The sequence below is a fragment of the Nitrospirota bacterium genome, from assembly GCA_026387665.1.
Lineage (GTDB): Bacteria > Nitrospirota > Nitrospiria > Nitrospirales > Nitrospiraceae > Palsa-1315.
Genome location: JAPLLG010000003.1, coordinates 25394 through 44289 on the forward strand (window position 1 = coordinate 25394; position 18896 = coordinate 44289).

General features: G+C 57.3%; 19 protein-coding genes. 9 read left to right on the plus strand and 10 right to left on the minus strand.

Annotated features, from left to right (window positions below; translation table 11 throughout):
* Nucleotides 1-615: 615 nt before the first annotated feature.
* Nucleotides 616-3012 (minus strand): endopeptidase La, encoded by a 2397-nt coding sequence (gene lon, locus NT179_00800; protein ID MCX5720554.1) that lies wholly within the window; start codon nucleotides 3010-3012, stop codon nucleotides 616-618.
* Nucleotides 3013-3213: 201 nt separating this feature from the next.
* Nucleotides 3214-4392 carry a class I SAM-dependent RNA methyltransferase gene (locus tag NT179_00805; GenBank protein MCX5720555.1) on the minus strand — a complete coding sequence of 393 codons (1179 nt, stop codon included), beginning with the start codon at nucleotides 4390-4392 and terminating at the stop codon, nucleotides 3214-3216.
* Between the two features lie 97 nt (nucleotides 4393-4489).
* On the opposite strand from NT179_00805, the gene NT179_00810 reads away from it, so the two are divergent.
* Nucleotides 4490-5029 carry an NUDIX hydrolase gene (locus NT179_00810; protein MCX5720556.1) on the plus strand — a complete coding sequence of 180 codons (540 nt, stop codon included), beginning with the start codon at nucleotides 4490-4492 and terminating at the stop codon, nucleotides 5027-5029.
* 218 nt (nucleotides 5030-5247) lie between these two features.
* Here NT179_00810 and NT179_00815 read toward each other — a convergent pair whose 3' ends face one another.
* Genes NT179_00815 through NT179_00830 form a run of 4 tightly spaced genes read right to left on the minus strand, consistent with a single transcriptional unit; the run spans nucleotide 5248 to nucleotide 6413 of the window.
* A complete protein-coding gene (locus tag NT179_00815) occupies nucleotides 5248-5562 on the minus strand; it encodes a hypothetical protein (protein MCX5720557.1) in 315 nt (104 codons plus the stop codon).
* Complete coding sequence (locus NT179_00820) at nucleotides 5559-5822, minus strand: type II toxin-antitoxin system RelE/ParE family toxin (protein ID MCX5720558.1); 264 nt, start codon at nucleotides 5820-5822, stop codon at nucleotides 5559-5561. Before NT179_00820 ends, NT179_00815 begins: the two co-directional genes overlap by 4 nt.
* A 6-nt stretch (nucleotides 5823-5828) precedes the next feature.
* Nucleotides 5829-6032, minus strand: coding sequence for a hypothetical protein (locus tag NT179_00825; protein MCX5720559.1), 204 nt, complete (start codon nucleotides 6030-6032; stop codon nucleotides 5829-5831).
* 54 nt (nucleotides 6033-6086) lie between these two features.
* A complete protein-coding gene (locus tag NT179_00830) occupies nucleotides 6087-6413 on the minus strand; it encodes a PilZ domain-containing protein (GenBank protein MCX5720560.1) in 327 nt (108 codons plus the stop codon).
* Nucleotides 6414-6779: 366 nt separating this feature from the next.
* On the opposite strand from NT179_00830, the gene NT179_00835 reads away from it, so the two are divergent.
* From NT179_00835 to NT179_00850, 4 genes are read left to right on the plus strand one after another with little or no spacing between them, the layout of a single operon-like run.
* Entirely contained in the window at nucleotides 6780-7331 is a 552-nt protein-coding gene (locus NT179_00835) for a peptidylprolyl isomerase (protein ID MCX5720561.1), read from the plus strand.
* Between the two features lie 3 nt (nucleotides 7332-7334).
* Complete coding sequence (locus tag NT179_00840; GenBank protein MCX5720562.1) at nucleotides 7335-8015, plus strand: A/G-specific adenine glycosylase; 681 nt, start codon at nucleotides 7335-7337, stop codon at nucleotides 8013-8015.
* Between the two features lie 17 nt (nucleotides 8016-8032).
* Nucleotides 8033-8425, plus strand: a complete 393-nt coding sequence (gene mutT, locus NT179_00845; protein ID MCX5720563.1) for an 8-oxo-dGTP diphosphatase MutT — start codon at nucleotides 8033-8035, stop codon at nucleotides 8423-8425.
* A complete protein-coding gene (locus NT179_00850) occupies nucleotides 8422-9135 on the plus strand; it encodes a ribonuclease H-like domain-containing protein (GenBank protein ID MCX5720564.1) in 714 nt (237 codons plus the stop codon). Before mutT ends, NT179_00850 begins: the two co-directional genes overlap by 4 nt.
* Nucleotides 9136-9310: 175 nt before the next feature.
* Here the strand turns inward: NT179_00850 and NT179_00855 are convergent, their stop codons facing one another.
* The 3 genes from NT179_00855 to miaB form a co-directional block, all read right to left on the minus strand.
* Nucleotides 9311-10258, minus strand: a complete 948-nt coding sequence (locus NT179_00855; protein MCX5720565.1) for a hypothetical protein — start codon at nucleotides 10256-10258, stop codon at nucleotides 9311-9313.
* Between the two features lie 73 nt (nucleotides 10259-10331).
* Nucleotides 10332-10463 (minus strand): hypothetical protein, encoded by a 132-nt coding sequence (locus NT179_00860; protein MCX5720566.1) that lies wholly within the window; start codon nucleotides 10461-10463, stop codon nucleotides 10332-10334.
* Between the two features lie 406 nt (nucleotides 10464-10869).
* A complete protein-coding gene (gene miaB / locus NT179_00865; GenBank protein MCX5720567.1) occupies nucleotides 10870-12240 on the minus strand; it encodes a tRNA (N6-isopentenyl adenosine(37)-C2)-methylthiotransferase MiaB in 1371 nt (456 codons plus the stop codon).
* A gap of 115 nt (nucleotides 12241-12355) precedes the next feature.
* Between miaB and NT179_00870 the strand changes: the two genes are divergently transcribed.
* Complete coding sequence (locus NT179_00870; protein ID MCX5720568.1) at nucleotides 12356-12766, plus strand: hypothetical protein; 411 nt, start codon at nucleotides 12356-12358, stop codon at nucleotides 12764-12766.
* Between the two features lie 196 nt (nucleotides 12767-12962).
* Nucleotides 12963-14180, plus strand: coding sequence for an MFS transporter (locus tag NT179_00875; GenBank protein ID MCX5720569.1), 1218 nt, complete (start codon nucleotides 12963-12965; stop codon nucleotides 14178-14180).
* Here NT179_00875 and NT179_00880 read toward each other — a convergent pair.
* Nucleotides 14175-14471 (minus strand): hypothetical protein, encoded by a 297-nt coding sequence (locus tag NT179_00880; protein ID MCX5720570.1) that lies wholly within the window; start codon nucleotides 14469-14471, stop codon nucleotides 14175-14177. The two genes, NT179_00875 and NT179_00880, sit on opposite strands and share 6 nt — an antisense overlap.
* A 166-nt stretch (nucleotides 14472-14637) precedes the next feature.
* On the opposite strand from NT179_00880, the gene NT179_00885 reads away from it, so the two are divergent.
* Both NT179_00885 and NT179_00890 read left to right on the plus strand, forming a co-directional pair.
* A complete protein-coding gene (locus tag NT179_00885) occupies nucleotides 14638-15009 on the plus strand; it encodes a DUF4359 domain-containing protein (protein MCX5720571.1) in 372 nt (123 codons plus the stop codon).
* A gap of 341 nt (nucleotides 15010-15350) precedes the next feature.
* Nucleotides 15351-18890, plus strand: coding sequence for a vitamin B12-dependent ribonucleotide reductase (locus NT179_00890; GenBank protein MCX5720572.1), 3540 nt, complete (start codon nucleotides 15351-15353; stop codon nucleotides 18888-18890).
* The last annotated feature ends 6 nt before the right edge of the window (nucleotides 18891-18896 follow it).

An 18896-nucleotide genomic window follows, 5' to 3' on the forward strand; every position in this document is an offset into this window, starting at 1 on the left:
TATTTATCTACCAATCTGTAACGCATAACGATTAAAGACCCGCCGAGGCATCGCTGTCTTCTGGCGGCCGATCTCGTGTGGGTGCTCATCCAGAAATTCGAACAAGCTACCGGAATGTCCGTTGCTGGGAAAGGGGGCAGAAGCCTTTTATAATACGCCTTTGTGACGGTCGCGCGACCGAAGCGTGGGGGCATTGTAAGAAGGTTAGAGGAAAAGACGCAAGGGTTGCTATGGTTGCATGTCAATACATTAGAAAATTTACGGGGCAAATTTCCCTCAGCGAGCACAAAGTACAGTTAGCCTCTTCCTTTCTCTACTCCCTACCGGTATTGGAAGGGCGGCCTAGCGGGCTCCCATCGTGCGCGCGTCCAACGAGGGGAGTCCGCGACCGCGCGTTGCGCGAGCACAGGGAATTACCAGGCCGGTATTCTCTGTCCTTTCCCCCAACCATATAAAGGGGAGTGGCCAAGGTTGTCCTCTGTTCTGCGAGCAAGGTGGGCACCTGGCCGCTCCCCACCATTGCTTGAATTGAGCGGGGAATACGGAAGGAAAGTTGAGGGGGAGCACCTAAGCTAATGGATGAGGCCCCGGCGGTGCGCCGGGGCCTCCTACGGGTTAGGACGCAGTCGAGGTGGCGAGCGGTTCGTCCCGCTCTGCTCTCGCGGATGCCGGTGTATCCTGGTTGAATGCGGCCGGGAGCACTTCTTCGATCCGCTCGGCCAGGATGAAGGTCAGCTCATTCCGCACTTCCTGCGGGACCTCTTTCAGGTCCTTCTCGTTCGCCTTTGGCAGGATGATGCGTCGGATGCCGGCGCGATGCGCGGCCAGCACCTTTTCTTTGATCCCGCCGACCGGTAATACCAGCCCGCTCAGGCTGATTTCGCCGGTCATGGCGGTATCGCTCCGCACCGCTTTCCCGCTATAGGACGATGCGAGCGCGGTGGCCATGGTGATACCGGCCGATGGTCCGTCTTTCGGGATGGCACCGGATGGCACATGGATATGCAACCCATTCCGTTTGAAGCGGGAAATATCGAGCCCCATGCTTTCCGCGTGCGACCAGAGGTAGCTTCGCGCAGCCCTGGCAGACTCCTGCATGACGTCTCCCAACTGACCGGTGATTGTCAGTTCGTGGCTGCCGGGGAGCAGGGTGGTTTCGATATAGAGCACATCCCCGCCACTTGGGGTCCAGGCGAGCCCTGTGGCCACGCCAGGAGGCAAGACTTTGCGTGCCTCCTCCGGCATGAAGCGCTCGGAGCCGAGCCAGTCTTCGAGGACCTCGGCATGGATGGTGACGGGCTGCCGCTCCTGGCCCTCCGGAAGTTCCGCGAAAGTCAGGGCGACTTTTCTGGTCAGCCGTCCCAGCATCTGTTCCAGTTGCCGTACGCCCGCTTCCCGCGTGTAGCGGCTGATGACGAGATTCAATACCTCATCCGACAGCAGCGCTTGGCTTGCGTCGAGACCTGCTTCTTTGAGCCGTCTCGGCCACAAGTAGCGGCGGGCGATCTCTGCTTTTTCCCCTTCGCTATAGCCTTGCAGGCGAATGATTTCCATACGGTCCAACAGGGGTTGGCTGATCGTATCCAGCGTGTTGGCGGTCGTGATGAAGAAGACCTTCGACAGATCGAACGGAAGATCCAGATAGTGGTCGCGGAACGTGTGGTTCTGCGCCGGATCCAGGATCTCTAAGAGGGCCGAAGCCGGATCGCCACGGAAGTCGCGGCCCATCTTGTCGACCTCGTCCAACATCAAGACGGGATTATTCACGTTGGCGCGACGCATGGCCTGAATGATCCGTCCAGGCAGGGCTCCGACGTAGGTCCGGCGGTGACCGCGCAATTCCGCTTCATCATGCACGCCTCCCAGGCTCAACCGTTCGAAGGTCCGTCCCATGGATCTGGCAATCGACTGGCCCAGGCTGGTCTTGCCGACGCCAGGAGGTCCGAGCAGGCAGAGGATGGGCGCCTTGGCTGTGGGATTTAGTTTCAGCACTGCCAGATGTTCGACGATCCGTTCCTTCACTTCTTTGATGCCGTAGTGGTCCTCTTCCAGCACCTGGCGAACCTTGCTCAACTCCAGCCGGTCTTCCGAGGATTTCTTCCAGGGGAGCTCCAGTACCAACTCAAGATACGTCCTCAGGACCTGATGCTCAGGCGAGGAGGGCGGTACTTTCGCTAACTTGGCAATCTCCCGCTCCACTTCCTTGCGCACAGAATCCGGAAGCTCGGCTTCTTGAATCTTCTTTTTGAGCTCGGTGATCTCGCTCTCTTCTCCCTTGCCCTCACCCAGTTCCTCTTGAATCGCCTTCAATTGTTCACGGAGGACATATTCTCGCTGGGTCTTGCCGATCTTGGCTGAAGCCTCGCTGGTGATTTTATCTCGCAACTGTAGTATCTGGATTTCTTTCGAGAGCGCGCCGTAGAGCGATCGCAGCAGTTCGATTGTGGAGGAACTTTCGAGCAGTTTTTGCTCGTCCTGCACCGTGAGATTGAGGAGCGAGGCCACGCGATAGGCCAAGGAGACGGGATTGTCCTCGTTACTGAAGGCCGCTGCTGCTTCCTGAATGCCGGGGGCCTGAATTAATCGAGGTAGATCTGTGACCAACCCCTGGATGGCTCGGTGGAGGGCTTGGACTTCTGTGCCCTCGTCCGCCGGACTATCGAGTCGCCTGGCTTCGACGAGAAGAAACGGCTTTGTCTGTTCGACTTTGAGTAGCGCAACCCGTTCGAGTCCCTGCACGAGCGCATGGATCGTGCCGTCCTCCGACCGCCCAACCTGTTTCACGATGGCCTTGGTGCCGATTGTATAGAGCTCTTCGAGCCCCGGCTCATCCGTTTGGGGGTCGCGTTGCGCGACCACCAGAATCATCTTCTCTTCTGTTTTCATCGCCGCCTCTACGGCAGCGACCGATCGTGCACGTCCGACGGTCAAGGGCATCATGACCCCGGGAAATAGCACGGTGCGCTTAATCGGGAGGACCGGTAGTTTTATGGCGAGAGTCTCGATATTCATGTGGAAGCACCCCTTCGCTCGGTCGGTGAGAAGACGCGAGATATACGTTGTAAGACGTAGATAACTTCCGTCGGGCAGAAGTCAAGGGGAGGGATGAAGGAGTTGAGGCAACTACTTGTAATCGCGGGAGTGGGAGGTCATTGCGCCTAGCGATCTTCTTGCAGTTTTCACTGCCGGAAGTCGCCTGTTGATGAAGAGACGTTACTCCGTACTATCGGGCGGGGCAATCGTCTTGCGCATCGATCCTGACATAATCAAAAATTCATACAGGCGACATTCCAGCGGGCCATTGAAGAGGGGAATGCGTTTCGATGGAGCGAGACCGATCAGTTTGGGGACCCGCAAATCTCCGGTAAAGATATAGGCCCGCCACCCGCTGAACCGCTGCTTTAGCCAGTCGCCTAGTTTGGGGTAGAAGTCATCCAGTTCCTCCGGCTTGCTGAGTCTGACTCCGTAGGGAGGGTTGATCATGATCACGCCCTGTTCAGCTGGAGCTTCGAGGTCGAGCACGTCGCTTTGTCTCAGGCGAATATCGATTCCGACTCCCGCCCCCTGAAATATCCGCTGCGCGATCTTGACCGCGGCAGGATCCCGGTCGGAGGCATAGATGGCAGCCGGTACTGTGGCCAGTTGTTTGATCCTGGAGGCCTCTCGCAGATGGCCCCAGCGTTTGGGATCGTGGACGATCAACCGTTCAAACCCGAATGAGCGGGACTGTCCCGGCGCGATTTTTCGCGCCATCAGCGCGGCTTCGAGCGGGATTGTGCCGCTGCCGCACATGGGATCGAGCAGGACCTCATTGGGAGCCCAGCCAGCCAATCGCAGCAAGCCAGCCGCCAGGTTTTCGCGCAAGGGCGCCTCGACGGATAGGACTCGATGGCCTCGCTTAAAGAGGGGTTCGCCGGAGGTGTCCAGATAGAAGGTGACGGTGGACTCATCGAGGAAGGCGTCGATCCGGATGTTCGGGCGCTTTGTGTCCACGTCCGGTCGCTTATGGCGCACCGCCATGAACTTATCGCAGACCGCGTCTTTAATGCGCAGCGTAATAAAATCCAGGCTGGTAAGGGGGCAACGGCGCGCACTGACCTTCACTTTAATAGTCTGTGACGAGGTGAACCAGTCAGGCCAGGGGAGGCTATAGGCCGCGCGGTAGACATCGTCTTCCGAGAGGTAGGGGGCCTGTCCGACTTCCCAGAGGACGCGGCTGGCAATGTGACTCTTGAGGTTGACCCAATACATCGTGGCCCAAGGAGCCAGGAAGGCGATCCCTCCGTCCGTCTTCGTGGTCATCGGCACGCCCAGGTCGTGGAGCTCCTGTTCGAGCACCCCCTCCAGCCCCTGCGGACAGGGTGCAAAGAATCGTAGTTTTGTGCTATCCATATTTATACAACGCCTCGCAAGACGTGCGGGACAGGCGAGACGCGCGAACCATCCTTTTTTCGCTCGTCACCCTTCACTCATCACCCGTCACTATCCTATGAATTATTGCAGCGTGTGCGCCACGCCTGTCACCCAGCAAATTCCCGCCGGCGATAATCGTCTGCGGTTTGTCTGCGGCTCCTGCCAGACTATTCATTACCATAATCCGAAAATCGTCGCAGGCTGCATTCCGGAATGGGATGGACAAATTCTTCTTTGTCGGCGCGCCATCGAGCCCAAGTCCGGTCTCTGGACCTTTCCTGCCGGTTTTATGGAGATCGGCGAAAGCACCGAGCAGGCAGCCGTTCGCGAGACCTTCGAGGAGGCGCAGGCTCAGGTGGAGCGGATCTGCCTGTTTGCGGTCTTGAGTTTGCCGCACATCGGTCAGGCCTACCTGGTATTCCGCGGGCCGATGCACTCGCCGGACTTCGGGGTCGGTGAGGAAAGCCTTGAGGTGCAGCTCTTCTCCCTCTCTGCCATTCCCTGGGACGAGATCGCCTTTCCCGTGGTCAAGGACGTGTTGCGCCGTTATGTCGAGGATGTGGCGCGGGGCGAGTTTCAGGTGCATGTCGCGACATTGTCTGATCGATTGATCTAACCGGATGCTGAAAAAGTCCGCCAGCGGCGTTCTCGCTTCACGAAGAGGCTCAACGTACCGCAAGGGTACGCCTCGCCTCTTCGCTCGCTGCGGCCTTGCTGGACGGACTTTTTGAGCATCCTGAGGGTATTCTCACCCTAACACCTTACGGAATATTTTGGCCATGCTTTCCGTATTAACTGAGTTTTCCCGCAGTCTGCCAGGGGCGGCCCCTTCCATTAATTGAGCGTGGGAATCGTGAGCAGCGGCAGGCTTCGGCCCTCGCCTTCATGCAGAAAACGAAACCCCTCTGCTTCCGTATAGTCTACCGTCACACCTTCCATCCGTGGCGTACTCTGCCGGTCAACTGCGATCGTCAGGCCATCGATCGGCTGCACGTCGTCGTCGGGCTGACTGTTTTCTTCCAACGTGATGCTGAAGCTCAAGCGTGATTCGTCCAGATCGCGCACGGCAATTCTGACGACCGGATCCTCGGGATGCTCGAGTTGAATCGCTTTGAGCTTCGCAATGGCGGACACAGTAATGGCAATCATGAGCCAAGCTCTTTCCGGCTGATGATATGGTGAATATCCACCAGGTGCTCCTCGCGATCGATGGAATAAAAAATCCGCCAATCTTCGACGGCATATTTGAAGAGGCCTGCCAGGTCAGGCGCAATAGGTTCGTGGCGCAAGTTCTCGGCGTTCGAGGCGAGCCATTTAGTCTTGTCGAACAGCCTCTGAGCCAGGGCAGGCTCCAGGCCTGCAAGATCTTGGAGGATGGCTGGGCGATAGGCGAGGCGATACCAGGCCATGGGTCCTTACCAGCGGAGTCCGAGCTGGTCCGCAATGTCTTCACCGGACAGCCGCTCTGTATTGGATAACGATGCTTTCAGCCTGGTTCGTAGGTCTTCGTCCAGCTGCAGTCCGAGGTCCGGGTCGCCCAGCAACTCGCGCAGGCGATCGTCGACGATCCCGCGCACAAGGTCTTTCAGTTGCTCCGGCGACAGAGAGGAAAGTTCCATAATGATAGGAGGATACGGAGGCGAGGGCCTGAAATGCAACTCACGAGAGGGCGCCTACTGCAGCCCTGCTGCTGGTTGGAGTTGCTGGATCATGCGGTTCAGGCGGTCTTGATGAGGGGGGGCAATCGCCAGAAACTCGATGCCGATGCCGGCGGACCCGGACCAGCGTACCGTGGCATTGTCGATCATAATCGGCTGAGGTTCGCCTGGGACATGCAACTGCATGGCCAGCTGCATGCCGGTAAAGGGGTTGAAGATGCTCTCCACGCGGCAGCCCTTGGCCGAAAGGTCCCGGACCGATCCCTCATGGCGGGTGCGGCTTTGGTGCACCAGGGTGCTGGAGAGCGACACAGGGAACCGGGGATGTTTTCTCGTAACCATAACTGTAACTGTGCTCCGATTGGCTCTTCTGCAATGATAGTTTTCTGGCGTAGATCGCCTCTGAAAGGCTACCCCGCGCCTGGGGGGCTGTCAACGCAATCCACCCGCGCAGCAGGGTCCTGGCTGATATATTCACGGGCAGATGCATCAATGAGCAGCAACGGGAAGATTCTGGCATCGGGCTGCGAAGGGCAATTGGTGGCAGGGGATCGGCCGGGCCATCCTGCCAGGTTTGGAAAGGGGCTCTGGACTGTGGTACATATCCCCTCGTTTTGAGTCGCTGGAATCGATCGCTAGGCTGCCCCTTTCCTGCCGCGGTGTTTCCAGCAGGACCCTGTTCATAGAATCGTATGGAGGATTTGAGCGATGACACCATTGTCACTTTTGCGAGGAGTCTGTTCCAGCTGCCTGATGTTCTGTCTGTTCCTGGTTTCACCGGTCAATGCCGAGTCTCCTGTATCTGACGAGAATGTGACTGTGTCAGCCGGAAGCGCCGTCTCGTTGGAATATACCTTGACCCTCGACGATCAATCCGTGCTGGAATCCAACGTCGGCAAGGAACCCATGACCTATGTGCAGGGAGCGCATGAGATCGTTCCCGGCTTGGAAGCGGCGTTGGCAGGGATGAAGAAGGGCGAGCGCAAGCACATCGCCGTTGCCCCGATGGACGGCTATGGACCGATTGATCCGCAAGGGATTCAAGAGGTGAAGAAGGAGCTCATTCCGCCTGCCGCGCAGAAGGTCGGCGCGCAGCTTCAGGGGCGATCTGCCGATGGATCGACCGCGTTTCCCATCGTGAAGGAAGTCAAAGAGGAGACGGTGGTGCTGGACTTCAACCATCCGCTCGCAGGAAAGACTCTGCACTTTGATGTGACGGTTCTGGCGGTTAAGGCGGGGCAGCTCCCCCCGCAGCCTTAGCGGATGAAGAAGGGCGCGAAGAAACCGCTCCGGCTCGATCCCTCCTCGAAGCGCCGTTTTCAGACGCGGCTGCTAAAGTGGTATGCCACGCATGGCCGCGATCTGCCTTGGCGCAAGACCTCCGATCCCTACCACATTCTGGTCTCTGAAGTGATGTTGCAGCAGACTCAGGTCGATCGGGTGATTCCGAAGTACCATGAGTTCCTGGACCGCTATCCCAGCTTCGAGGAACTGGCCGATGCGCGGGTTTCTGATGTGAAGAAGACCTGGTATCCGCTGGGCTACAATATCCGGCCTGAGCGGCTGCATAGCATTGCCTGTGAGACGGTGGAGCGGTACGGGGGACAGCTCCCGAGCGATGCGGAGGAGCTGCTGTCGTTCAAGGGAATCGGACGTTATACGGCCGGCGCGATCCGGTCCTTTGCCTTCAACGAGGATGCGCCGATCCTGGATACGAACGTGATTCGGGTCCTGCATCGGGTGTTTGTGGCCAAGGGCGATCCCAAGACGCAGAAGCCGAAACTCTGGCAATTGTCGGAAGCCTTGATCCCGCGCGGAAAGGGCTATGACTTCAATCAGGCGATCATGGACTTCGGGGCGACCTGTTGCTCGGCGAGAAATCCATCCTGCCAGCAATGTCCGATGAAGTCGTTCTGCAAAACGTACCCCTTCGTTCGGAAGTAGCCGGAGCATCGGGCGCTATGAAGGTCGTTGAAGTCGCGGCAGGTCTGGTCTATCGTGAAGGCCGGTACTTGATCGCCAGGCGGAAAGCCGACGTGCATTTGGCTGGCTTCTGGGAGTTTCCTGGCGGCAAGCGAGAGCCTGGGGAAACCTTCGAAGAATGTCTGGAGCGGGAGCTGTTCGAGGAATTGAATATTCGCATCGACGCGCCAGTGCCCTTTCAGATCGTTCGGCACCAATATCCTGAGAAAACCGTGGAGCTGCATTTCTTTCGTTGCGGGATCGAATCGGGTCAGGCCACTGCGGTCGACTGCGCAGAGATTCGCTGGGTCTGGCCGCACGAATTGGCTGACTTTGAGTTTCCGCCAGCGGACCGTCCGATCATTGAAGCGTTACGGAGGCAGGCTGTATGAAAGTCGTTCTGGACATTGAAACGGTTCAAGCGCCTCGGGAGGAATGGGCTCGTCTCGCGGGCAAACTGCCAGCCAGCGACGAATCTGCGCCGGCAGAGGGCTATGATTTGTTTGCGGCAGGGGCAGCCGATGAGCAGCGACGAGTCGAGGATGAACAGTATGCGAAGTCCTCGTTCGACGGCACGTTCAGCCGGATCGTCTGTATCGGCCTCTTGGAGTTCTCCGACCAGCTGGAGCCTCGCGGTGCCGTGGCCTGGTATGGCGGAAATGAGCGGGAGTTGCTGCAACAATTCTGGAACCGTTTGGCGCAGAGCCGCCCGTCGCTCTTTATCACCCATAACGGTTTGGGTTTCGACCTGCCGTTCATTAAGAAGCGATCGATTATCCATCAGGTCAAGCCGAGCCTGGATATCAACCTTGCCAAATTCCGCACGGAACCGGTCTACGATACGATGGCGGTCTGGAGCAATTGGGATACGCGGGGCTGGGTGAAGCTCGATGTGCTGGCGCGGGCGTTGAACGTCGAAACCAAATCGGGGAGCGGATCGCAGGTGGCTGAGATGTGGGAGAAGGGGCAGGGAGCCGAGTTGGCTCGGTACTGTCTACAAGATACCTATGTGACCTACGCCTGTTACTCGCGGATGACTTTTCGGCAGCCTCTGTCTAGCGATGTCATGTTGCTCCATCCGGAGTTGCTGGACGTCGGCTGAGCAGGCAGGATGCTGAAAAAATCCGCCAGCGTCGTTCTCGCATCGTTCAGGCCCTCAACGTACCCTCCAGGGTACGCCTCGGTCCTTCACTCGCTGCGGCCTTGCTGGACAGACTTTTTGAGCATCCTGCGATCCTCGAAGAAGGCCCCGTTCGATATAGCAGGGCTCCGTCTGGTTAGTGTGTCTTGGTGACTTTCGCCTGTTTCTTTTTTTGCGCCGGTTTATCCGATACCTTGGTCTGCAAGGCCGGTTTGGTAGGGGCTACGATAGCCTGCGCAACCGGTTGAGGCGGTATCACGGTAGGCAGTGCCGCTGTTCGCTTGATCGCTTTGATCTCTTCGTCTCGCTCCCGCAGCTCTCGCTTCATCCAATCTGATTCCCTGCGCAGCATGGTGACTTCAATGTTTTTCCTGGCGAGTTCTTGATTCGCGTTGGATAGCTCGTCGAGCTGCTGCTGGGTGAGGGCTCCCTCTCCTGTTTCCTGGGCTTTGGCTAGAGATGCTGCCTTCGTGGGCGCAGGCTGTTCTGCCTCTGCCTTGGCCAATGCCTGATAGTCGATGATCATCGTGGTGGCATCGAGTGTGCCGCCGGCGACATAGGCCGGGGCCGGCTCAGTGCGCACGGCAGATTTGGGCAGGAATCCTGTGGGCTTGCTGCCTTTGCCGATCGTTAAATAGATCGATCCATGCTGCACATATAGACTGCCTCGAATAGATTCTGCGCCTGATTCAGGCAGTGGGGTGAGGCGGAAGCCAACTAGCTGGTTGGGGGTCGCCTGAGATAAACTTTTTGCGAGCAGGGGAGCCAGAAGCGCTGTTTCCTCATCGCTGAAGACTGTCAGCGGCTTGCTGCCTGACGCGGGCGTTTTTGAGGATCTGCTCTGGCCGTCCATGCGATAGAGTCCCAGTAGAACTTTTCCGATGGTCGGTTGGTCGATCACAACGGGATGGCTGGTTTCAAATGACCAATCGGTCACCTCTTCCACGTGAACGCTGACCGTTGCATGCGGGGCGGTCCTTGCTCCGCCTGCGCAGCCGGTGCTGACGAGGGTCAGGGCTGCGATCCCGAGAAGGCTGTGCAGGACCTGGCGCAGCAAGTTCGTTGGTGTGACAGAGCTCTTCATCGGGGCACTCCTTTGTCAGGGCGGACCGGTACGGACGATTCGTGGTGCGATGCAGAGGGGTGAGTCTGAGTGACTACCAGATTCCCAGTCCCATCATGGTCATGCTGAGGGCGATCCATCCAAAAATTCCCATCGCGATGACGGTCTCCAAGCTCATGGAGCTATCCGCCTGTTCCTTCACGCGGTGATCTCGATTCTCGCTCATGCCTGCCTCCGGGAGTGAATGTGAAAGTGTGGTCAGTGATTCCTCTTCAAGCAAAGACTGTGCCTTTAGAAGGAGGGAGGCTTGGTCGAGCTATTTCGATGATTTTCGACTTAGTGGTTGTGTGAGGTTGTTGGTGACAGGAAGGTCAATGGGTTATCTTTTGATTGATATAATATACATAACATATTGATTGTAATGAGTATGTTGTCGAGCAATATCATCTTAAATTCGCAGGTCCAGGATGGAAGGCTATGAGATTTTTGTGAGGTGAGGAGAGTGCTGGGTAATATTTTCCCGTGATCGAGAAGTGTTTTGCCGCATCTGGAGCGGCAAATCTCGTGCAGAGCTGTTCGTTTTTTGGCGCGAACCAGGCAGAAATGGCTTGAGGCAACTGGCTGACGACGAGTTAATGAACTGACGACGGTTCCGCGTAGAGGGTCGTGGAGGAGGCGTCGTAGATGGCGAGGGAGAGCAGATCTCCCGGTTGCGAGGGGACTGCTTGCTTGTCCCAGATGACGGTGATGTTGCCGTCGCTTTTCCCCATGCCCTGGGCTGCTGATCGCTTGGCATCCCCTTCGACTAAAACAGGGAGCACGGCCTTGAGATATTCCCGATTGCGCCCGTAGGAAATATTCCGTTGGAGGTCGAAGAGCCTGGTGACCCGTTCGGTTTTGACCTCCTCGGATACATCGTCGGGAAACTTGCGGGCGGCGATGGTGTTCTTCCGCTCGGAGTATTTGAAGATAAAGGCCGAGTGAAATCGCATCTCCTCGACACGCCGGTAGGTTTCCTCAAAGTCCTCGTCACGTTCCCCCGCGAAACCGCAAATGATATCAGTGCTGAGGACAATGTCGGACCGCAGGGCGCGGATGCGGTCGACCAAGGCGCGGTATTCGCGAATGGTATAGGCGCGATTCATCAATCCGAGGATCCGGTCGCTGCCTGATTGAAGCGGCAAGTGAATCTGTTTGCAGATATGGGGATGAGACACGACGGCTTCCAGCAACGGCATGGGGAAATCTTTGGGATGCGGGGAAGTGAAGCGCACCCGTTCGATGCCTGGCACATCTGCGACGGCCAGGATCAATCGCGCAAAATCCCAGTCGCCGAATCGGTAGGAGTTCACGTTTTGTCCGAGGAGCGTGATCTGTTTGAATCCCTGCTCGGCGATCCGGTGCGCTTCCAGAATAATGCCGTCTGCGTCGCGGGAGCGCTCACGCCCGCGTGTGTAGGGGACCACGCAGAAACTGCAGAAGTTGTCGCAGCCCCTCATGACGGCGATCCAGGCATTCACTCCGTCGTGTCTGTCCGGCACTATATCGTGGTAAGTCTCATATTCCGAGAGGTCGACCGCGAGCCCCTTCTCATCCAGCCCTTCTTCCTGTGAGAGCAGGGCCTTGCGGATCAACATCGGCAGCTGGCGGTAGGAGTCAGGGCCGGCCAGCACATCGACCAGCGGCTGGATCTCCGTAAGCTCTTCTTTCAGGTTTTGGGCCATGCAGCCCAAGACGCCGACGACCAAGGGGCGTTGCCGTTTGATCTTTTTCAGCTCCGACAGGTGCTTATAGACTTTATTATGGGCATTCTCGCGAATGGCGCAGGTGTTCATCAGGATGACGTCGGCCCGCTCCTGCTCGTCGGTAAAGACAAATCCATCCTGTTTCATGAGCGAACGCACGAGTTCCGAGTCGTACTCGTTCATCTGGCAGCCGAAGGTCTCAAGGTGGACGTGAGTCGGTGTGGCTGTGGTCTGTGTGGAGTCGGTGCGTTTCATCATAGCGGTGCCATTATAGGAAGATCTTTCTAGCAGGAGCAAGGAGCTCAGTGTGGCTGTACGTGGCGCGTGGTTTCGATTGAAGGTCTTCGGAGGCCGTGGTAGGCTCTCGCCTGTTGTGACACCTTCGCCATTTCCCGCTTCTATCCTCACGTGCTTCCTTCTCCTCCTCCTTCCACTGTCAGGTGGGTGGGCGAAGGATAGTCTTCCGGTCGAGCCGGACCTTGCGACCAGGATCGACGAACATTACGATCACGAGGCGCGGCTCTTCTTGATGTTGTACTCACTTCATGGCGACGGTCATGTCGATTACGTCACAGGCCGGTTGGTCCACGAATATGCAAGGAACAGCTACGGGAATCCCGTGTACCAGACTGAGGCCTATCCCTTGTTCTATTGGTGGAACCACACCATGTACAACGATCCGGAGCAGGATGGTGTGAATGGCAATGAACGGGTCTACCAGGAGAATATGGAGTTCGATCTATCCCGCTATAGGCCCTGCGGTTTCGATAGCAAGCCCTGCTAAGTTTCAGCCTGCGCTTTTGTAATGGGTTGTCCAGCGGCTCTTCGACTTACTCACTCCTTTTTCTCCCGATCGATTTCAAGAATGTCCTGAGTCTCCCCTCCCTTTCGATGGTATGCTACGACCCCATGCAGGCAGAACCGGCTCAATGAAAAATTCGTCGCTCATCCAGACTCTTGCAAACCGACGTATCGGTATCATGCTGCCATTGGGGTTCGCCTCGGGGCTGCCGCTGGCGCTCACAGCCGGTACGTTGCAGGCCTGGCTGACCGTCGTCGGGCTCGACTTGAAGACCATCGGCATCTTTACGCTGGTCGGGCTTCCCTACGCGTTGAAATTTCTCTGGGCGCCGCTGATGGATCGCGTAGTGCCTCCCTGGCTGGGCCGCCGCCGCGGATGGATGCTCGTGATGCAGCTTGGCGTTGCGATCGGGTTGGCTGCCATGGCCGTGACCGGCCCTGGTGATCGCCCGGAGATCCTCGGAATGCTGGCCCTCGTGGTGGCCTTTCTCTCTGCGTCACTCGACATCGTCTTCGACGCCTATCGAACTGATTTGTTATTGCGGCCTGAACGGGGATTCGGCGCAGCCGTCTGGGTGAATGGCTATCGCTGTGCCTTGTTGCTGGCGAGTGCTGGCGCCTTGCTGCTCGCCGGCCATATCGGATGGCAAAATACCTATTTGCTGCTGGCGGGGCTCATGGCGACAGGAGTCGTCACGATTATTCTGAGTCCGGAGCCGTCAGAGCCCTGTGCCACGCCTGCCAGCCTGGCCGAAGCAGTCGGCGGACCGCTGAAGGAACTCTTTTCCCGTCCCGGAGTACTCGGACTTCTCGCCCTCATCGTCTTCTACAAAATAGGAGACGCAGTTGCCGCCTCCCTGCAAACAGCATTTCTCATCGGAGGGCTGGGCTTCTCCGTCAGCGAGGTCGGGTATGTGAAGGGTCTGGGGCTCGCAGCTACCCTCATCGGGGCATTGGCAGGGGGCGTCGCCATGGCTAAGCTCGGGATGGTTCGGTCGTTATTGATCTTCGGGCTCCTGCAAGCGGTCTCAAATTTAGGATTTATGTGGCTTGCCTGGATGGGGAAGAGCTACGCGGCGCTCACCACTTCGATTCTCATCGAGAATGTGACAGGCGGGATGGGCACTGCGGCCTTTGTCGCTTTGATTATGTCGCTGTGCGACCATCGCTATACGGCAACCCAGTTTGCCTTGCTCTCGTCCCTGGAAGCGCTCGGTCGCGTGTTTTCTGGTCGTCCGTCGGCCGATTTGGTCGAGTTGGTCGGGTGGGCGCAGTTTTTCTTCTGGTCGTTTCTAATCGCCCTACCAGGCATCTGGCTGGTGTGGGCGCTTCGGGCACAGCTGCATCAGGAAGCCGGGCGCGATGCAGCTGCCAGAGCTGGTTCAGCCGATCTATGACGGCTGGATGCGCCGCTGGAGAAACAAGACAAACAGCATAAGGGTCGGAAGGGGCGCCAGGACAAAGGGGACGAGCCAGACCCAGACATTTTTCCCGCGCATCCTGGCTTGATCGATCATCCAGACGAAGACCCAGACAATCAAGCCGACATAGTTGAGGGCCATCCAGCGGGTTGTATGAATCTTGAGGCCGCTTGTGCTGTCCGGAGCTGCATTGAAGAGAAAGACTCCCAGCATGAGCACAAATAATCCCAGCAAGGTTGCGACAAGGCGTTTACTCCAAACGAACATAGTGATTCTCCTCCTGCGGGCAATCTGAGCGGCACAATTGCCGCAACAGCCCAATCGAGTGTAGGCTAATCATGCGGCGCTTGTTTGTCAAAGAAAGACGCCATCGCTGCGTTCCCTCGGAGCCTGGTGCGCGTTCAATCCGGTTTCAATCAATCTAAGGATCAGGATGAGCCTTCTGCGTTTGAGTCTGGTTGTGGCGGTATTGGCCGCAAATGTCGTATTGGCTCTGACGAACCCCACTACGGATCAGTATCTAAACTTTATTCAAGCAGAGCTCACTAAGGCCATGGATCGAATGGATCAGTCCACCCCGGAACGGGAGGGGTCGGTGGTGAGGAGCATCCTTCGCAGACATAGCCAGGAACTGCTCAATAGCATGGTCCGTCCTCACACGGTTCGTCGCAACTTTGGCATGCTCAGTCGGTTTGAAACCACGGTGCTGGGTACTCGGGTGGTGGTCATCGGAATCTATGGCCGATTCATTCCTATTGAGGGGGTGGATGAGGTTATTGTGGCCATAGGGCATCGGGCCCTGTAGTTTTTTTCCAACTGGGAATCCATTGGACCCTAAAACAGGGTCTATTTGCGTTCAAAAAGCTGTGGATAAGTTGGTCTAAATATCTGAGAAATGGCTGCCAGTAAGCTGTTTTAGTTATCCACAGCATGTCCTCCATTTCCACAGTCAACCACTACATTTAGTGTTGACAATTTTTCATGATAGCTATATGTAGTTGTTCGTTAGGTGAGCAGATCAACTAAAGAGCGAAATCAGAACATATCGAGTCGATCGCATTTTGTTCATAATATTGATGCCGGGTTATTCCTGTTTGGGATAGAGAGCCGTCTCATACCAACCGTGCAGACTGGGGAGGGGAAATCGTGAGAATAGAACGTCGATTTACACGTCGCGGACAAAGTCCCTATGAAGGCCTACCGTTCGTGAAGCGTTCGTCGGAAATTCGTAATCCCGACGGGTCGACCGTGTTCAAGCTGGACAACATCGATATTCCAGAACCCTGGTCCCAGTTGGCGATCGACATTCTCGCGCAAAAATATTTTCGGAAAGCCGGAGTGCCCCAGCGAGATGAGCAGGGCAATCCGATCATCGGAGCAGACGGCAAGCCGCAGTTGGGAGGAGAGCGTGACTCCCGGCAGGTGTTTGAGCGCCTCGCCGGTTGCTGGACCTCGTGGGGCAAAAACTTCGGCTATTTCAAGACGCCCGAAGATAGCGATGCCTTCCACGATGAGCTCTGTTACATGCTCGCGCATCAGATGGTCGCGCCGAACTCCCCTCAGTGGTTTAACACGGGCCTCCATTATGCCTATGGCCTGTCGGGTCCTGCTCAGGGGCATTACTACGTCGATCCCAAGACCTGCGAAGTGGTCAAAGCCACCAACGCCTTCGAGCATCCGCAGCCGCATGCCTGTTTCATTCAATCCGTTGACGACGACTTAGTCGGCGAGGGCGGCATCATGGATCTCTGGGTGCGAGAGGCGCGCCTGTTCAAATACGGATCGGGAACCGGCACCAACTTCTCCAAGCTTCGCGGCGATGCCGAGCCCTTGTCCGGCGGCGGACGCTCGTCCGGTTTGATGTCCTTCCTGCGCATCGGCGATCGCGCAGCCGGCGCCATTAAATCAGGCGGGACGACCAGACGGGCCGCCAAAATGGTCTGCCTGGATTTGGATCACCCCGACATCGAAGAATTTATCAATTGGAAGGTGGTCGAAGAGCAAAAGGTCGCCGCGATGGTGACCGGCTCGAAGATCTGCGCTCAACGCCTCAATGCCGTGTTAAAGGCCTGCCACGTCGTCGATGGCGCCGGTCAGATGAAAATTGAGACCGATGCCAAGCAGAATCCCATTCTCAAGGAAGCCCTGGCCGCAGCCAGGCGGGATATGGTTCCGGAAGCCTATGTCCATCGGATGTTTTCCTATGCACAGCAGGGGTTCACGCATTTTACGTTTCATGAGTACGATACGAATTGGGACGGCAAGGCCTACCAGACTGTGTCCGGACAGAACTCCAACAACAGCGTACGCATTCCCAACGAGTTCTTTGCCGCCTTGGAGACAGACGGGGATTGGCAGCTCAAGCGTCGGATCGACGGGAAAGTCTCCAAAACCCTCAAAGCGCGGGACCTCTGGGATCAGATCGCTTGGGCCGCCTGGATTTGCGCGGATCCCGGCACGCAATACGACACCACCATCAATGAATGGCATACCTGTCCTGAGGATGGCCGTATCAATGCCTCCAATCCCTGCTCGGAATATATGTTCCTGGACGATACGGCGTGCAATTTGGCCTCGCTCAACCTCGGCCAATTTTTCACGACTGAGGCCCAGCTGGAGCTGGAGAATTTTCGCCATGCCGTGCGTCTCTGGACGGTCGTCCTGGAGATCAGCGTGCTGATGGCCTCCTTTCCCAGCCGTGCCATTGCCGAGAAGAGTTATCAGTTCCGCACACTGGGGCTTGGCTATGCCAATATGGGGACGGTGTTGATGCGGCAGGGGATCCCCTACGATTCGCCCAAAGCACTGGCGATCTGCGGCGCGCTGACCGCCATCATGACCGGCGAATCCTATGCCACGTCGGCGGAAATGGCCGCAGAACTGTCGCCCTTCCCTGGCTATGCCAAAAACCGCGAGGCCATGTTGCGCGTCATCCGCAATCATCGGCGCGCTTCGTACAATGCCGCTCCGGAAGAATATGAACAATTGACGATTCCTCCGATCGGAATCCAGCCGGAACATTGCCCGCCCGAGCTGCTCATGGCGGCGCGCCGCGCCTGGGACCGGGCTCTCGAATTGGGCACGGCCTACGGGTATCGCAATGCGCAGGTCACGGTGATCGCCCCGACCGGGACGATTGGCCTCGTGATGGATTGCGACACGACCGGTATCGAGCCGGACTTCGCGCTGGTGAAATTCAAGAAGCTGGCGGGTGGAGGCTATTTCAAGATCATCAATCAAAGCATCCCCGCCGCCCTCAGAACGTTGGAATATACCGAGGCTCAGATCCAGGACATCGTGAACTATTGCGCCGGCCGCCAAACTCTGCAGACTGCGCCGTTCATCAACCATGAGATGCTGCGGCAGAAGGGCTTCGACGATGCCGCGCTCGCGCGTATGGAAAGCGGATTGGCCCAGGCTTTCGAGATCCAATTTGTCTTTAATAAATATGCGCTAGGCGAGGACTTCTGCCGGGAGAAGTTGGGATTGACCGACACGCAATTGAACGAATCCAATTTCAATATGCTGAAGGCACTGGGGTTCACCCAGGAAGAAGTCGCTGCGGCCAACGATTATTGCTGCGGCACCATGACGGTGGAGGGGGCGCCCCACCTCAAGGCCGAGCACCTGCCGATCTTCGATTGCGCCAACCGGTGCGGCCGGATCGGCCAGCGATATATCGCCGTGGATGCGCATATCCGCATGATGGCGGCGGCTCAGCCCTTCATCAGCGGCGCGATCAGCAAAACGATCAACATGCCGGCCGATGCGACGCTGGACGAGGTCAAGTCCTCCTACCTTCTTGCTTGGAAGAGCATGGTCAAGGCCGTGGCCCTCTATCGAGACGGCTCGAAGTTGAGCCAGCCCCTGTCGGCGTCCACGGACAGCGGCAAGACGATCGAAGCCACGTCGGAAGTGTTGACGATGGCGGAAAAAGTCACAGAGCGAGTGCTGGTGCGGTACTTGGCGAAACGCCGTCCTCTCCCTGGCCGGCGCAACGGGTACACGCAGAAAGCCGTCGTCGGAGGGCACAAGCTCTATCTCCGCACGGGCGAGTATGAAGATGGTACTTGTGGCGAAATCTTCCTGGACATGCATAAGGAAGGGGCCGCCTTCCGCAGCCTCATGAACTGCTTCGCCATCGCCATCTCGCTCGGACTTCAACATGGCGTGCCGCTGGAGGAGTTCGTCGAAGCCTTTGTCTTTACCCGCTTCGAGCCGAACGGCCCGGTCAAGTTGAACGACCGGATCAAGATGTCCACGTCGATCATCGATTACATTTTCCGTGAGCTGGCCGTGACCTATCTCGATCGCTACGACTTGGCGCAGGTCAAGGAAGAGGATCTGCGAATGGATTCGGTCAAGAAGGACGAGCAGGATCCTGAATGTGTCGAGGAGGAAGCCACGCCTGAAACACTCGCGGCGACGTCCATCAGCACCGACATATTTCCTGCGCGACGGGGAGCGGCGCCGCGCCATAAGAGCAACGGCCATGGCAATGGCCATGCGAGCGTCACCCATACAGTCGAGCTGAAGCGCGAAACCGTGACGATGACCGCCATTCAAATGGCTCGTCAAAAGGGCTACGAGGGAGATCCCTGTTCCCAGTGCAAGCAGTTCACCATGGTGCGGAACGGAACCTGTCTCAAGTGTGAGACCTGTGGCGAAACGAGCGGCTGCTCCTAATTGCGA

Bases quoted from the DNA above. Each gene is read 5' to 3' on its own strand.
- lon (MCX5720554.1), bottom strand. From the start codon at position 3,012: ATGAATATCGAGACTCTCGCCATAAAACTACCGGTCCTCCCGATTAAG.
- mutT (MCX5720563.1), top strand. From the start codon at position 8,033: ATGAAGGTCGTTGAAGTCGCGGCAGGTCTGGTCTATCGTGAAGGCCGG.
- NT179_00855 (MCX5720565.1), bottom strand. From the start codon at position 10,258: ATGAAGAGCTCTGTCACACCAACGAACTTGCTGCGCCAGGTCCTGCAC.
- NT179_00810 (MCX5720556.1), top strand. From the start codon at position 4,490: ATGAATTATTGCAGCGTGTGCGCCACGCCTGTCACCCAGCAAATTCCC.
- NT179_00805 (MCX5720555.1), bottom strand. From the start codon at position 4,392: ATGGATAGCACAAAACTACGATTCTTTGCACCCTGTCCGCAGGGGCTG.
- NT179_00880 (MCX5720570.1), bottom strand. From the start codon at position 14,471: ATGTTCGTTTGGAGTAAACGCCTTGTCGCAACCTTGCTGGGATTATTT.
- NT179_00860 (MCX5720566.1), bottom strand. From the start codon at position 10,463: ATGAGCGAGAATCGAGATCACCGCGTGAAGGAACAGGCGGATAGCTCC.
- NT179_00875 (MCX5720569.1), top strand. From the start codon at position 12,963: ATGCTGCCATTGGGGTTCGCCTCGGGGCTGCCGCTGGCGCTCACAGCC.
- NT179_00820 (MCX5720558.1), bottom strand. From the start codon at position 5,822: ATGGCCTGGTATCGCCTCGCCTATCGCCCAGCCATCCTCCAAGATCTT.
- NT179_00840 (MCX5720562.1), top strand. From the start codon at position 7,335: ATGAAGAAGGGCGCGAAGAAACCGCTCCGGCTCGATCCCTCCTCGAAG.
- NT179_00835 (MCX5720561.1), top strand. From the start codon at position 6,780: ATGACACCATTGTCACTTTTGCGAGGAGTCTGTTCCAGCTGCCTGATG.
- miaB (MCX5720567.1), bottom strand. From the start codon at position 12,240: ATGATGAAACGCACCGACTCCACACAGACCACAGCCACACCGACTCAC.
- NT179_00885 (MCX5720571.1), top strand. From the start codon at position 14,638: ATGAGCCTTCTGCGTTTGAGTCTGGTTGTGGCGGTATTGGCCGCAAAT.
- NT179_00830 (MCX5720560.1), bottom strand. From the start codon at position 6,413: ATGGTTACGAGAAAACATCCCCGGTTCCCTGTGTCGCTCTCCAGCACC.
- NT179_00850 (MCX5720564.1), top strand. From the start codon at position 8,422: ATGAAAGTCGTTCTGGACATTGAAACGGTTCAAGCGCCTCGGGAGGAA.
- NT179_00815 (MCX5720557.1), bottom strand. From the start codon at position 5,562: ATGATTGCCATTACTGTGTCCGCCATTGCGAAGCTCAAAGCGATTCAA.
- NT179_00825 (MCX5720559.1), bottom strand. From the start codon at position 6,032: ATGGAACTTTCCTCTCTGTCGCCGGAGCAACTGAAAGACCTTGTGCGC.